The 13,245-nt window shown below is 64.9% G+C and carries 11 protein-coding genes; 8 read left to right on the forward strand and 3 right to left on the reverse strand.

What is annotated here, in order from left to right:
* The first annotated feature begins 158 nt into the window (after positions 1-158).
* Genes hemC through KUW00_RS01375 form a run of 4 tightly spaced genes read left to right on the forward strand, consistent with a single transcriptional unit; the run spans position 159 to position 4,729 of the window.
* Complete coding sequence (gene hemC / locus KUW00_RS01360) at positions 159-1,091, forward strand: hydroxymethylbilane synthase (RefSeq protein WP_261391937.1); 933 nt, start codon at positions 159-161, stop codon at positions 1,089-1,091.
* Entirely contained in the window at positions 1,091-1,855 is a 765-nt protein-coding gene (locus KUW00_RS01365) for a uroporphyrinogen-III synthase (protein WP_222568057.1), read from the forward strand. Before hemC ends, KUW00_RS01365 begins: the two co-directional genes overlap by 1 nt.
* A gap of 25 nt (positions 1,856-1,880) precedes the next feature.
* The gene (locus KUW00_RS01370; protein WP_222568058.1) at positions 1,881-3,506 is read left to right on the forward strand and encodes a uroporphyrinogen-III C-methyltransferase; all 1,626 of its coding nucleotides are present in this window, start codon (positions 1,881-1,883) and stop codon (positions 3,504-3,506) included.
* The gene (locus KUW00_RS01375) at positions 3,503-4,729 is read left to right on the forward strand and encodes a heme biosynthesis HemY N-terminal domain-containing protein (protein WP_045993949.1); all 1,227 of its coding nucleotides are present in this window, start codon (positions 3,503-3,505) and stop codon (positions 4,727-4,729) included. The genes KUW00_RS01370 and KUW00_RS01375 overlap by 4 nt, the downstream gene beginning before the upstream one ends.
* 315 nt (positions 4,730-5,044) lie before the next feature.
* Here KUW00_RS01375 and ybiO read toward each other — a convergent pair whose 3' ends face one another.
* A complete protein-coding gene (gene ybiO, locus KUW00_RS01380; protein WP_261391923.1) occupies positions 5,045-7,420 on the reverse strand; it encodes a mechanosensitive channel protein in 2,376 nt (791 codons plus the stop codon).
* Positions 7,421-7,843: 423 nt separating this feature from the next.
* Between ybiO and KUW00_RS01385 the strand changes: the two genes are divergently transcribed.
* Complete coding sequence (locus tag KUW00_RS01385; RefSeq protein WP_222568059.1) at positions 7,844-8,212, forward strand: fluoride efflux transporter FluC; 369 nt, start codon at positions 7,844-7,846, stop codon at positions 8,210-8,212.
* 22 nt (positions 8,213-8,234) lie between these two features.
* Positions 8,235-8,654, forward strand: a complete 420-nt coding sequence (locus tag KUW00_RS01390) for a fluoride efflux transporter FluC (protein WP_222568060.1) — start codon at positions 8,235-8,237, stop codon at positions 8,652-8,654.
* Positions 8,655-8,816: 162 nt separating this feature from the next.
* Here the strand turns inward: KUW00_RS01390 and pgi are convergent, their stop codons facing one another.
* Both pgi and KUW00_RS01400 read right to left on the reverse strand, forming a co-directional pair.
* Complete coding sequence (pgi, locus tag KUW00_RS01395; protein ID WP_045993127.1) at positions 8,817-10,487, reverse strand: glucose-6-phosphate isomerase; 1,671 nt, start codon at positions 10,485-10,487, stop codon at positions 8,817-8,819.
* Between the two features lie 20 nt (positions 10,488-10,507).
* The gene (locus KUW00_RS01400) at positions 10,508-10,984 is read right to left on the reverse strand and encodes a methylglyoxal synthase (protein ID WP_108131858.1); all 477 of its coding nucleotides are present in this window, start codon (positions 10,982-10,984) and stop codon (positions 10,508-10,510) included.
* A 361-nt stretch (positions 10,985-11,345) separates the two neighbouring features.
* Between KUW00_RS01400 and gap the strand changes: the two genes are divergently transcribed.
* Together gap and KUW00_RS01410 are read left to right on the forward strand one after the other, a co-directional pair.
* The gene (gene gap, locus KUW00_RS01405; protein WP_045993129.1) at positions 11,346-12,347 is read left to right on the forward strand and encodes a type I glyceraldehyde-3-phosphate dehydrogenase; all 1,002 of its coding nucleotides are present in this window, start codon (positions 11,346-11,348) and stop codon (positions 12,345-12,347) included.
* Between the two features lie 134 nt (positions 12,348-12,481).
* Positions 12,482-13,225, forward strand: a complete 744-nt coding sequence (locus tag KUW00_RS01410; protein WP_222568061.1) for a sulfite exporter TauE/SafE family protein — start codon at positions 12,482-12,484, stop codon at positions 13,223-13,225.
* The last annotated feature ends 20 nt before the right edge of the window (positions 13,226-13,245 follow it).

A 13,245-nucleotide genomic window follows, 5' to 3' on the forward strand; every position in this document is an offset into this window, starting at 1 on the left:
CGAGGGTGGCAGCGGGCGCTTGTGGCAGGCGCGGCAACGGGTCCCGTCGCCGTCGATTTTACTGACGGAGGCCGTGCTTTATGATGACGTCATTCATTTAACATGGCGGACGCGGCGATTTGGTCGCAAGCCCGACCAGGGAGAGCAACGTGCAACAGATGTCCAGGCTGCGTATCGCGACGCGCAAGAGCCAGTTGGCCCTATGGCAGGCCGAACATGTTCGCGATCGCCTGATGGCGATTCACCCCGGGCTCGAGGTCGAGCTGGTACCGATGTCGACCCGCGGCGACAAGATTCTCGACACGCCCCTGGCCAAGGTTGGCGGCAAGGGGTTGTTCGTCAAGGAACTCGAAGAGGCGATGCTCGACGGTCGCGCCGATATCGCGGTGCACTCCATGAAGGATGTGCCGATGCAGTTTCCCGAGAGTCTCGGACTGTCGGTGATCCTGGAAGGCGCCGAGCCCACCGATGCCTTCGTCTCCAATGACTATGCTCGCTTCGAGGACCTGCCCGAGGGCGCCCGTCTGGGCACCTCCAGCCTGCGCCGCGGACTGCAGATGCGCGAGGCTCGTCCTGACCTCGAGGTCATCAGCCTGCGTGGCAATGTCCAGACTCGCCTGGCCAAGCTCGACGCTGGCGAATTCGACGCCATCCTGCTGGCTACCTCCGGGCTCAAGCGGCTGGGGCTGGGGGCACGTATCGCCCAGGAGCTGCCGCCCGAAATCTGTCTGCCGGCCTGCGGCCAGGGCGCACTTGGCATCGAATGCCGCATGCACGACACCGAACTGGTGTCGCTGCTGGCACCGCTCGACGATATCGAGACGGCGACCAGAGTGCGTGCCGAGCGGGCCATGAATACACGTCTGGAAGGCGGCTGCCAGGTGCCCATCGGTGGGCATGCCATCTACCAGGACGATGGCAGAACACTGTGGCTGAGGGCCCTTGTCGGTACGCCCGACGGCTCCCGCGTGCTGCGTGCCGAAGGGCGTGGTTCGGTGGATGAGCCCGAAGCGCTGGGAATCCGCGTCGCCGAACAGCTGCTGGAGCAGGGCGCCGGCGATATCCTGGCCGAGGTCTACGGACCGCGTTGATGGGCGCCCCGGTACTGATCACCCGGCCCGGCGAGCGCGCCCGAGCGCTGGCCGAGGCCATCGAGGCCAAGGGGTTCGGCACCGAGCGGCTCGCGGTGATGCAGCAGGAAACTGTGCCAGAGACGGCAGATGTGCGCTCGGCCTGGCTCGACATCGACCACTTTCATAAGGTGGTAGTCATCAGTCCCGCCGCTGCCGAGCGGCTGGCCGAGGCGCTGGATCGCTACTGGCCACAGTTGCCCCAGAGGCTCGAGCTGTATGCCGTCGGGCAGGCCACGGCGACGGTGCTTCATCAGGCGCTGGGGCTCAAGGTGCGGGTGCCTGCCCCCACCGCCGGAGAAGAGACCAGCGAGGCCTTGCTGGCGCTGGCCTCGCTGCAGTGCCTGGAGCACCAGCGAGTGCTGCTGGTGGCGGGCCAAGGTGGCCGCCCGCTGCTGGGCGACACCCTTGCGCAAAGGGGCGCGCGCGTCACGCGTCTCGAGGTGTATCGACGCCGCCTGATCACTCCCGACGCTGGGGCCAGAACATGGCTCGAACAAGGGGGCTATCAGGCGTTGGTGGTCAGTAGCGGAGAAATCCTCGAACATCTGGCAAGATGGTGTTCAGAGGCCGCCTTTCAACAACCGCTTGTCGTATCCAGCCAGCGGTTGGCTACACTGGCGAAAACGCTGGGATTTCGCATCCCGGTCGTGGCGTCTGGCGCGTCTCCTGCGGCGCTGGCGGCCGCGGTGGCAAGGACCTGCGACCCAGAGGATGGCGAATGAAGATCTCTAAAAGGGCTAGCGACAGATGAGCAACCAACAGCACGATCAGGACGAGCAGCAGACCCCGTCCGCTTCCGGCCAGCAGGGCACAGGAAGCGCGACCTCAGGCACGGACGCCTCGAAGGGCGGCGCGGGCAAGGGGGGCTCCCAGCGGCGGTCGCGGCGTCGCGACAAGAGTGGCAGCAGCTCGACCGGATCCACTTCGTCCAGTGCCAGTGCGGCATCCTCTACTCCCGCCACGGCGACGGGCGGCTCATCGTCTGCCGGCGTTACTTCGTCGAGCACAGATAGCGCCACCAAGGCCACATCGAGTGACGCCACGAGCGCCGAAGCGAAGGGCGCCGCCGGGGACAGTGCAAGCAAGCCCAGTGCTAGCAAACCTAGTGCGAGCAAGCCCGGCGATAGCAAGCCCGACAACAGCGCCAAGGCCAGCGCAAATGCCACCGCCTCCAGTGGCGGCAAGTCCGGTGCCGGCAAGCCAGGCGACACCAAGGCCGGGGACAACAAGCCCGGCTCTACGGCAGGCAAGGGTGGCAGCGGCGGGGCTTCCGCTGGCGGCAGCGGTGCCGCGACCTCGTCTTCCGGCGGCTCTGGTGGCCGTTCTGGTGGTGGCTCTGGTGGAGGGAAGGCCGGCGTCGTGGCCCTGGTGCTGGTGCTGATCCTGATCGCCGGCGTGGCCTTTGTCGGCTGGAAGGGCTGGCAGCTGCAGCAGGCCATGTCCGCGCGCATCGATCAGCTCAAGCAGAACAGCCCCAGCGTGGCCGAGGTCCAGGAGCTGTCGTCCCAGCTTGAAAGCGGCCTTGCCGAGCGCCGCGAGACCATGGGCCAGGCGGTGGACGGCATCAAGAGCGACTTCGACGCCTACAAGTCCGACGTCAACCAGACCCTGGATCGGGTGCTGGCCGAGCTGTCCAAGGAGCAGAACGCCGACGAGCGTGACTGGCTGCACGCCGAGGCCGCCTACCTGCTGCGTCTGGCCAATCAGCGCCTGCAGCTCGAACGTGACGTCGAGGGTGCCGCGGCGCTGCTGCGCACCGCCGACGCTCGCCTCGAAGAGGCCAACAATCCGGCCCTGGTCCCGGTACGCCGCGCCATCGCCGAGGAGCTGGCCGCCCTGCAGACGGTGCCCAAGGTCGACCGGACTGGCCTCTACCTGGCCCTGAACGCTCAGCAGGAGCAGATCGCCGGCCTGCCGCTGGCCCAGGACATCGAGCAGTTCACCGCCGATACCACCATCGAGGAGGCTCCTTCCGGTGCCTGGCAGGAGCAGCTGGCACGGGTCGGTGAAGAGCTCAAGGAGCTGGTGACGGTGCGTCACCACGACCAGGCGCTGGAAGCCCTGATCACCCCGGAGCAGGAGTCCTATCTGCGTCAGAGCCTGCGCCTGGTGCTGGAGCAGTCCCAGCTGGCCCTGCTCAAGGAAGAGACCGGCCTGTACGAGGCCAGCCTCGACAAGGCCATCACCCTGCTCGAAGGCTACTATGACGTCGACGATGAGTCGGTGCAGTCGGTGATCGCTCGTCTGGGCGAGCTCAAGGGCAAGTCGATCCGTCCGGAGCTTCCCGACATCAGCGCCTCCCAGCAGGCGCTGGCCCGGTTCATCGAGCAGCGCTTCGAGGCGGGCGCTTCCGGCCAGGGAGATAACGCATGAGAAAGCTGATCCTGCTCATTGTCGTTGGCCTCGCGCTCGGGGCGCTGTTCGGTCAGCTGATGATGTCGGTGCCCGGCTACTGGCTGGTGCGGGTGGGCGACACCTCCTTCCAGACCTCCTTCTGGTTCGGCCTGGTAATCCTGCTGGCCCTGTTCATGGTGCTGCACTTTGCCCTGCGCGTGCTGTTCCGCCTGAGCCGTCCGGTCAGCCGCTTCAAGGTGTGGAACTCGCGTGCACGCAACCGCACCGCGATGAAGCGCACTGTACGTGGCCTGGTGGCGTTGGCCGAGGGTCGCTGGAAGCGCGCCGAGAAGGCCTTGGTCAAGGCCGCCGATGACTCCAGCACCCCGCTGGTCAACTACCTGTCTGCCGCCCTGGCGGCCCATTACCAGGGCCGCTATGATCAGGCCGACACCCTGCTCAAGCGGGCCCACATCTCCACCGACGGCGCCGATCCCGCGGTAGGCATGATGCAGGCCCAGCTGATGCTGGACCGCCAGCAGTACGAGGAAGCGCTGGCGATCCTGACCCGTCTGGACCGTCATCTGCCGCGCCATCCCCAGGTGCTCAAGCAGCTCAAGGCCGCCTATATCAGCGTCAGCGACTGGGACGGCCTGCGTCGCCTGCTGCCGCGTCTGGCCGACCAGCAGCTGATCGCCCGGGAAGAGCGTGAACAGCTCGAGCTGCAGGCCTACCGCGAGCTGATCCTGCAGGAGACGCGCAATCCCGAGGATATCGAGCGGGTGCGCAACCTGTGGTCCGACATGCCCGAGTACCTGCGTACCAACATCGACCTGCTGGTGCTCTACGTCGAGACGCTGGTGCGCTGCGACGAACAGGTGATCGCCGAGAAACTGCTGCGCCATTCGCTCAAGACCAACTGGGACAGCCGTCTGGTGCTGCGCTATGGCCTGCTCGGGGTGGACGCTTCACGTCAGCTGGTGACCGCCGAGAAGTGGCTGCAGGAGCGTCCCAACGATCCCGACCTGCTGTTGACCCTGGGTCGCCTGGCGCTGCGTAACGCCTACTGGGGCAAGGCCCAGGAGTACTTCGAGGCGAGCCAGCGTCAACGTCCCAGCGGAGTGGTCTGTGCCGAGCTGGCGCGGCTCTACGCCAACCTGGGCGAGCACAACAAGAGCCAGCTCTACTATCGCCAGAGCGTCGAGCTGCTCGACAAGTCACTTCCTTCGCTGCCACAGCCGAGCGACGCTCAGCAGGCCTGAGCCAGGCGTTCGATCTACTAAGCAGTACCACTCGCCACGGGCGGGGCTTCGGCCCCGCCCGTGGCGTTTGCGGTTTTGGTGGATCCGTCTCGCGCGGCGTGCCGGCCAAGGGGGCGTCCGGCGTGGCGTCACCATGCTGAAGGCGAGTACAGGCCCGGCTTGCGGCGTGCAGCTGCCGCCACGCCTGTGTTGTCAGGGCTTTGGCGTCCGGGCTGTGGCGCCAGAGCGTGGCGTCAGGGGTCGGCACCCTGGCGATTCGATCAATAAAAAGGGGCGGCCCGTAGGCCGCCCCAGAAGCGTTGCAGGTAAGGTCTGTCAGTTGCCGTCGGGATCGTAGTCGCCCTTGAACTTGGCGTTGGTCTCGGCATCCTCGCGGGTCTCGTGCTCGCGGGGCGAGTCGATACTGCCGTCCTCGCCGGGCAGCGGTGCGGTATCCCTGGCTTCGCCGGTCGCCACCACATCCTTCTCGACCAGGCGCAGGTTGGCGGCTGGCGCCTGGCCCTGCTTGTCTTCGCCAAAGAAGATCGTGGTGTGCGGGAAGGGGATCTCGATGCCCGCTTCGTCCAGGTGCAGCTTGACCAGGCGGTTGTAGGCACGCCCCACCGCCCACTGGTTGCCCGGAGTGGTCTTGATGCGCACCCGGATGTTGACCGAGCTGTCGGCCAGAGCGATGACGCCGGCCACCTCGAGGGGTTCGAGGATCTCGGACTTGAGGTCCTCGTCGGAGGACAGTTCGTCGAAGGCGTTGCGCAGGGCGACGATGGCGTCGTCCACGTTCTCGCGGTAGGCGACACCGTATTCGCCCACGTGGTAGCCGAAGCCACGCATGTAGTTGGACACCACATCGACGCTGGAGAACGGCACCAGATGGTAGGTGCCGTGCAGGTCACGGATACCCACCGAGCGGATGCTGAGCTTCTCGGCGGTGCCGGTGATGCCGCCCAGGGTCACCACGTCGCCGGTATTCATGGCGTTTTCCACCTGGATGAAGATACCGGTGATGATGTCCTGCACCAGCTTCTGGGCGCCGAAACCGATGGCCAGACCGAGCACCCCGGCACCGGCGATCAGCGGGCCGATGTTGATGCCGATTTCCGACAGCACGATCATCGCCGTCATGGTGACGATGGCGATGGCCAGGGCATTGCGGAACAGCGACAGCAGGGTCTGGGCCCGGGCCGAGGGCATGCCGCGACCGGTGGTCGGATTCAGCTTGTGTTCGATCAGGCTGGCAAGGCCGATCCAGACCGCCGCGGCGACGATCAGGATGATGGCCACGTTGATCACCTGGCTGACCAGCACGCGGCCCGCCTCGGAGGCGTACCAGGTGGCCATGTCGAACACGCCCCAGGCATTGAGCAGGGCCATGGCGGCGACGATCAGGATCAGCACGTTGAAGGCGCGCAGCATCGTCGGGATATAGGAGTTGAGGCGTGCCTCGAGCAACGGCAGCTTCTTGCGCAGCTCACCGGACAGGGTGATGCGACGACCGATGGCCTGGGCCAGCAGGCGCGACACCAGCATGGCAGCCAGCACGATACCGAGGGTCTTGAGGGTCGCGATCAGCACGAACGGCAGGGCGTCCTCGGGGCGTGTCAGGGTCAGCACCAGCACCACGGTGAAGTAGGTGATCGCCAAAAGATGCCAGATGCGGCCGAGCAGGCGCAGCGCGACACGGGAGGCCGACAGGCTGGACCTGACAGCGGCATCGAACAGCCCATCGCGCAGGCGGCTGCGATTGATCAGCACCACGGTGATGGCGTACAGGTAGGCGCCGATCATGATCAGAGCGCCGATGCCCTCACCGACACGGTAAGACAGGTAGGTGTTGATCAACGGGACCACCACCATCAGGCCGTAGCCGGTAAGGCCAATCAGCCGGGCGATCCAGCGATTCCAGTAGGACGCGCTGGGAGCGGTGATGGGCAGCAGTCGCAGGCCCTCGTAGCGTGAGGCGAACAGCATGCGCACGGCCGCCTTCAACAGCTCGATGACCAGGAAGGCATTGAGGAACAGCGACGCCCGGGTCGACAGGCTGCCCGTCTCACCGATGGCGAAGGTGGCGGCCAGGTTGCCGCCGACGTAGGCAAGACCCACCACGGCGGCGTCCACGATCACCGCCAGCACCACGCACAGCACCAGGCGGATGGTGGGGTTGAGGTTCTGACCGTTCTGCGAATATTGGCTCAACCGCGTGAACAGTGGCCTGACCAGACGCCTGATGATCACGAACAGCACAAAGGTCGCCAGAATCACCAGGCCGAGGTTGATCGCCGCCTGGGTGAACAGATCGAAGTTGAGTTCGCCTTCGGTCAGGGCGCCGTCGATCATGCCACCGAAGATGGCGGCGAGATTCTCGAACTGATTGCCGAACTCGCTGACCACGCGGCTGGTCATGTCCGCCAGTTGCTTGGGCAGGGTAGCCTCGGCGGCGCTGTCGACGGCCTGTTCACCGGCGGCCTGGGCCTGCTCGGGGGCGCTTTCCGCCATCTGTCGCAGTTGCTCGATCAGCTGGCTGCGGGCCTGTTCGTTTTCCAGCAGGTCGGCCAGGGTCGAGTAGGCCGGACCGTCACTGGAGGAACCGCCAGAGCCGCTGGCGTCACCGCCCTGCTGGGCGATGGCAGGTCCCGCGAGCAGCACGAGCGCGAGCATCAGCACGCTGAAGAGTCGAGAGCAGAGTCGTGATCGCATCACGCAAACCTTCTCCTTTGATGGGTGGGGCCCGTCGGGGCAGAGGGGCGTCCTTGGACGAATCTGTCACAGGCTAACATGCCCGTTTGCCGCTTGTACGCAATCAAGGATGTACAAAAGTTGTACGGATTGCCAATTCTGTGCCATATTGATCGTGAACGCATCCCATGCGCTTCATCCCTGCTAGGCAAGCACAACTTCGCCGCCCCCTCGGGCGGCGTTTTTTTTAGATTTTCAGCACCTTCAGCATCTTTGATCTCCCGCCTTCCGAGGCTCGGCATTGTCTGTGCCTTGTCGCTTTACGGGCCATCTGCGATCAGCCCGTTTCGCCACGCCGAGGGCGAGGTCCAGCGGTATTGCCACCGGTCACGACATCGACCAGGTATTTGCATACCATGGCGGTTTTGGCCGAGGCGATTCGTGATGGAGTGGTGGACGCTGGCAGCGGTAGCGCTGGGGGGCGCCGCAGGAGGCATGGGGCGCCTGTTCGTCAGTCGTCGGGCGGCGGCGGCCTGGGGAGTGCGCTTCCCCTGGGGGACCCTGGTCGTCAATCTGCTGGGGGCCTTTGTTATCGGCCTGCTGGCCAGTCGCCTGTCGGCGGGCTCGACGGCGGCAGTGATGCTGCTGAGCGGACTGATGGGCGGCTTCACCACGGTCTCTTCCTTTAGTCTGCAGACCCTGGACCTGCTGCGCGAAGGTCGTCATGCAGCGGCCGCGCTCAATGTCTCGGTGACGCTGCTGGCCGGCCTGGCCGCCGTGGTGGCGGGACTTGCCCTCGGGGGTGGCCTGTGAGATGTGGGCAGTGGAGGAAGGCATGAGTCAGGCAACAAGCGTCTGGCGGCTCTATCTGGCGGTGGGCCTTGGCAGCGCCCTGGGATCGGTGTGTCGCCTTGTGACCGGCGTTGCGGTCTCGGGCCTGGTGGCCTCGTCCTTTCCCTGGGCGACCCTGCTGGTCAACGTGCTGGGATCCTGGTTGATTGCCCGCTTTGCTACCCATGCGGCCCTGAGCGATAGCCCTCGGCTGGCGAGCCTTCATCCGCTTGTCGTGGCGGGCTTCTGTGGAGGTTTCACCACCTTTTCGCTGTTCAGCCTCGAGGCGGTCCGCCTGGCCACCGCCGGCGCCCCTTGGCTGGCGCTTGCCTATGTGGCGCTGAGCGTGCCGCTATGGCTGGCCGCGGCCTGGGCTGGTGACGTCAGCGCGCGGCGGGCCCTGGCCAGACGGCCGTCCAGGTAGCCCAGGCACGATCCAGCTGGGCCAGACCAAAGCGGGCCACCCGGAGGGAACTCCGGGTGGCCCGCTGGTCATTCTCGATCTTTTCTTGCCCGTCGCTGGGTGCCGCCATGGCAGGCCCGTGCCGAGCACTCGATGCTCGGCAGCTTTGGGACTCGCGACGCGTTACTTGGCCTTGGCGTCCTTGCCGGCGGGCTTGGCGGTCTTCTTCGCTGCCTTTTCGGCGGCCTTTTCCACGCTCTTGCCGGGTGCCTGGAAGTGCTCCCGCACCAGGCCCAGCAGTCCTTGGGTCGAAGCGTCGAAGTCCTGGCTGCGCTCGTCGATCTTCTCGCTGATCTCGCCGGCGATGCGCTTGCCCAGCTGGACACCCCACTGGTCGAAGGAGTTGATGTTCCAGATCACCCCCTGGACGAACACCTTGTGCTCGTAGAGCGCGATCAGCGCGCCCAGGTTGCGCGGTGTCAGTTCGTCGAGCAGCAGCACGCTGGAGGGGCGGTTGCCGGGGCAGCTGTAGGGGTCCAGGTCGCCGCCCTTGCTGCTGCCTTCCATAAAGGCGTTGGCCTGGGCCAGCATGTTGGTGAGCAGGGCGAAGTGGTGATCCTCGACACCGGGCTCAGGCTTCAGCGAGGCGATGAAGTCGATGGGCACGTAGCGGGTGCCCTGGTGCAACAGCTGGAAGAAAGCGTGCTGGCCGTTGGAGCCGGTCTGCCCCCAGACGATGGGGCCGGTCTTGTAGTCCACCGGGCGCCCGAAGATGTCCACCGACTTGCCGTTGGACTCCATGTCGAGCTGCTGGAGGAAGGCTGGCAGCTGATGCAGGGCCTGGTCGTAGGGTACGATGGCCTGGGTCTCGGCACCGACGAAGTTGATGTACCAGATACCGATCAGCGCCATCAGCACCGGCATGTTCTCGCCGAGCGGGGCGTTCTGGAAGTGCTGGTCCATCTCGTAGGCGCCTTCGAGCATCTCGATGAAGCCTTCATAGCCAATCGCCAGGGCGATGGGCAGGCCGATCGAGGACCACATCGAATAGCGACCGCCGACCCAGGCCCAGAATTCGAACACGTTCTCCTCGCGGATGCCGAACTCCATGGCGGCCTTGCGGTTGGTCGAGGCGGCGATGAAGTGAGCGCCGATGTCGGCGTCATCGCCGGCGTTCTCGACGAACCAGCGCCGTGCGGTGCGGGCGTTGAGCAGCGTCTCCTGGGTGGAAAACGTCTTGGTCGAGACGATGAACAGGGTGGTGGCCGGGTCGAGGCGGCTCAGCACCTTCTGGATATGCGCGCCGTCCACGTTGGAGACGAAGTGGAAGTTCAGGTCCGCCTGGCGGTACTTGAGCAGGGCGCGGCTGGCCATGTTGGGGCCGAGGTCGGAGCCGCCGATGCCGATGTTGACCACGTCGCGAATACGCTCGCCGCTGTAGCCCTTCCAGTTGCCACTGCGGACCTCTTCGGAGAAGCGCTTGATCTGCTCGCGGGTGGCGTGGATCTCCGGCATCACGTCCTTGCCATCGGCGATGACCGGGCTGTCACCCAGATTGCGCAGCGCCGTGTGCAGCACCGGCCGGTCCTCGGTGACGTTGATGATGTCGCCGGAGAACATCTGGGCGCGACGCTGGACCAGCGCCGAGTGTTCGGCCAGCTCGACCAGCTTCTCCAGCACCGCGTCGGAGATCTGGTGTTTGGAGTAGTCCAGAAAAAGCCCGCCCACGCGCAGGCTCATCTTGTCGAACCGCTTCGGATCCTTGGCAAAGTAGTCGCGAATCCGGTCGTCGGCGGTCTCGTCGCGAAGCTTCAACAGCGACTGCCAGGTCACGCTTCGGGTCAGCTGGAACACGGGAGAATCCTCGATATTGGTCAGTTGTTATCGCTGCGAGAGGAAATCCAGGCGTTGGCATCCGGGATCTGCATCTCGTAGTCCTGGCCGAGCCAGGGCGAGCTCATCATGAAGTCGGCGCTGGAGGGGTTGCAGGCCACCGGTACGTTCCACAGGGCGGCCAGGCGCAGCAGCGCCTTGACGTCCGGGTCGTGGGGCTGGGGCGCGAAGGGGTCCCAGAAGAAGATCAGCAGGTCGAGACGTTGCTCGGTGATGCGAGCACCGATCTGCTGGTCGCCTCCCAGCGGACCGCTCATCAGGCCTTCCACCTCCAGACCCAGGGTGCGGCTGAGCCGCGCGGCGGTGGTGCCGGTGCCGAGCAGCTGGTGAGCGATCAGGGTGTCCTTCCAGCGGGAGGCCCACTCCATCAGTTCTTGCTTCTTGCCGTCGTGGGCGACCAGGGCGATGCGCTTGCGAGCCGGCAGAATGCGGCTGACTTCCTTGGCGGGTTGGGGCATGGGGCCTCCGGGATAAAAGGCGTGGTGAATGGTGTCACCGGGATGAGGGATACCTTAGAGCGTTGAAGGTAATATTACTACGGACTGGCGATGCGACTAAGGTCTAGCGCTGGCCTTCATAAAGAAGGCGTGGGCAGTAAGTTGTCGAAATTTCGTGCTTATTAGAGTGTCCTTCATCAATGTTTTTGGAGAAATGTTGTAAGTTTAACAAAATAGTGCTTGAGTCCCGGCGCTGTCTGTACCACATTGGTGCCCACTGACGACGTCCTTGCGGGGGATTTGCATCTTTAGTGAATCCGCCTACCGTCGACTCACCAGCTTTCACGCAAGAACGCTTTCGCCGCTCAGGGGGATATTCGCTATGACGCTCAAGGTTGCCATCAACGGTTTCGGACGTATCGGTCGCAACGTGCTGCGCGCACTGTACGAGAACGGCTACCGGGACCGGATTGAGGTCGTTGCCATCAACGATCTCGGTGATCCTTCGCTCAACGCCCACCTGCTGCGCCATGACACCGCTCACGGTCACTTTCCCTTCAAGGTAGAACATGACGAGGAGAGTCTGAGCGTCGATGGCGACCGTATCGCTATTCTGTCCGAGCGTGACCCGGCCAGCCTGCCCTGGGCGAAGCTCGGCGTGGACATCGTGATGGAGTGCACGGGCCTGTTCACCACGCGCGCCGACGCCGGCAAGCACGTCGAAGCCGGTGCCGCCAAGGTGCTGGTCTCCGCGCCTAGCCCCGACGGCGACGCTACCATCGTGTTCGGCGTCAACGACGGCGTACTCAAGGCCAGCGATACCATCGTCTCCAACGGTTCCTGCACCACCAACTGCCTGGCGCCGGTGGCCAAGGCGCTCAACGATGCCGTCGGTATCGAGAATGGCCTGATGACCACGGTCCATGCCTACACCAACGACCAGAATCTGTCCGACGTGTACCACAAGGACCCGTACCGCGCGCGTAGCGCCACCCACTCCATGATCCCGACCAAGACCGGCGCTGCCGCTGCCGTGGGCAAAGTGCTGCCGGAGCTCAACGGCAAGCTGGATGGCCTGGCCGTGCGGGTGCCGGTGATCAACGTCTCGCTGGTGGATCTGGTGTTCAACGCCTCGCGCGACACCACCAAGGAAGAGATCAACGAGATCGTGGCCAAGGCGGCGGAGAATTCTCCGGTGCTCAACGTCAACGCCCAGCCGCTGGTGTCCATCGACTTCAACCACGACCCGGCTTCCTCGACCTTCGACGCCAACCACACCCGCGTCAACGGTCGCCTGGTCAAGGTCATGGCCTGGTACGACAACGAGTGGGGCTTCTCCAACCGTATGCTGGATACCGCCCTGGCCATGCAGGCCGCCAAGTAAGCCAATAGCACCCGCCCGCTGCCATCGGCGGGCCTGGTGTGGCACTCTGATGGTCGGGGCGATTCGCCGCCCCCATCATTGGTACAGACGCCGAAGCAGTCACTGCTTCGGCGTCTTTGCGCGCAAGGAATGCCATGCTGCCCGAATACTCCTGGCTCGCCTGGGGCCTGATCATCCTCTCGACCTACCTGACCGGCATCTCCAAGGGCGGCTTCGCCGGGGGGTTCGGTACCCTGTCGGTGCCGCTGATGGCGCTGGCGATCGACCCCATCGCCGCCGCTGGCCTGCTATTGCCCTTGCTGCTGGTGATGGACGTCCTGGCGGTCAAGGCCTGGTGGGGGCATCAGGATATGGCCGAGGTGAAGCGACTGATCCCTGGCATGGCGATCGGCGTGGTGGTGGCCACCCTGGTGGCGGGCAGCCTCGACGAGGACCACGTCAGACTGCTGCTGGGCGTGATCTCACTATTGTTTGTCGCCTACATGATCGTGAAGCCGGCAGCCTCCAAGCCGATCGCCTCTTTCTGGGCCTGGCCCGCGGGCATCGCCACCGGTATCACCAGCTTTATCGCCCATGCCGGCGCCCCACCGATGAACCTCTACCTGGTGCCCAGGCGCCTGCCCAAGACCACCTTTATCGCCACCACTACATTGGTGTTTGCCGCAGTCAATACCATGAAGTTGCCGCCGTATCTGTGGCTTGGCGAGATCAACCTGACCAGCATCTGGGCGTCGCTGGCGCTGGTGCCGGTGGCCTGGTTCGGCATCAGGTCTGGCCTGTGGCTGCAGCACCGGGTCAACGAGCGGTTGTTCTACCGGCTGGTGATACTGGCCATGGCGGTGGTCGGGGTGCAGTTGATTATCAAGGCGCTCGCCTAGGGCTCGCCTGAAAAGTGCCT

Source organism: Halomonas sp. DP5N14-9 (genome assembly GCF_019802175.1).
Lineage (GTDB): Bacteria > Pseudomonadota > Gammaproteobacteria > Pseudomonadales > Halomonadaceae > Halomonas > Halomonas litopenaei.

What these genes read in the sequence shown, in the direction of transcription:
- hemC (WP_261391937.1), top strand. Translation starts at nt 159, where the DNA reads ATGTCCAGGCTGCGTATCGCGACGCGCAAGAGCCAGTTGGCCCTATGG.
- KUW00_RS01365 (WP_222568057.1), top strand. Translation starts at nt 1,091, where the DNA reads ATGGGCGCCCCGGTACTGATCACCCGGCCCGGCGAGCGCGCCCGAGCG.
- KUW00_RS01370 (WP_222568058.1), top strand. Translation starts at nt 1,881, where the DNA reads ATGAGCAACCAACAGCACGATCAGGACGAGCAGCAGACCCCGTCCGCT.
- KUW00_RS01375 (WP_045993949.1), top strand. Translation starts at nt 3,503, where the DNA reads ATGAGAAAGCTGATCCTGCTCATTGTCGTTGGCCTCGCGCTCGGGGCG.
- ybiO (WP_261391923.1), bottom strand. Translation starts at nt 7,420, where the DNA reads ATGCGATCACGACTCTGCTCTCGACTCTTCAGCGTGCTGATGCTCGCG.
- KUW00_RS01385 (WP_222568059.1), top strand. Translation starts at nt 7,844, where the DNA reads ATGGAGTGGTGGACGCTGGCAGCGGTAGCGCTGGGGGGCGCCGCAGGA.
- KUW00_RS01390 (WP_222568060.1), top strand. Translation starts at nt 8,235, where the DNA reads ATGAGTCAGGCAACAAGCGTCTGGCGGCTCTATCTGGCGGTGGGCCTT.
- KUW00_RS01400 (WP_108131858.1), bottom strand. Translation starts at nt 10,984, where the DNA reads ATGCCCCAACCCGCCAAGGAAGTCAGCCGCATTCTGCCGGCTCGCAAG.
- gap (WP_045993129.1), top strand. Translation starts at nt 11,346, where the DNA reads ATGACGCTCAAGGTTGCCATCAACGGTTTCGGACGTATCGGTCGCAAC.
- KUW00_RS01410 (WP_222568061.1), top strand. Translation starts at nt 12,482, where the DNA reads ATGCTGCCCGAATACTCCTGGCTCGCCTGGGGCCTGATCATCCTCTCG.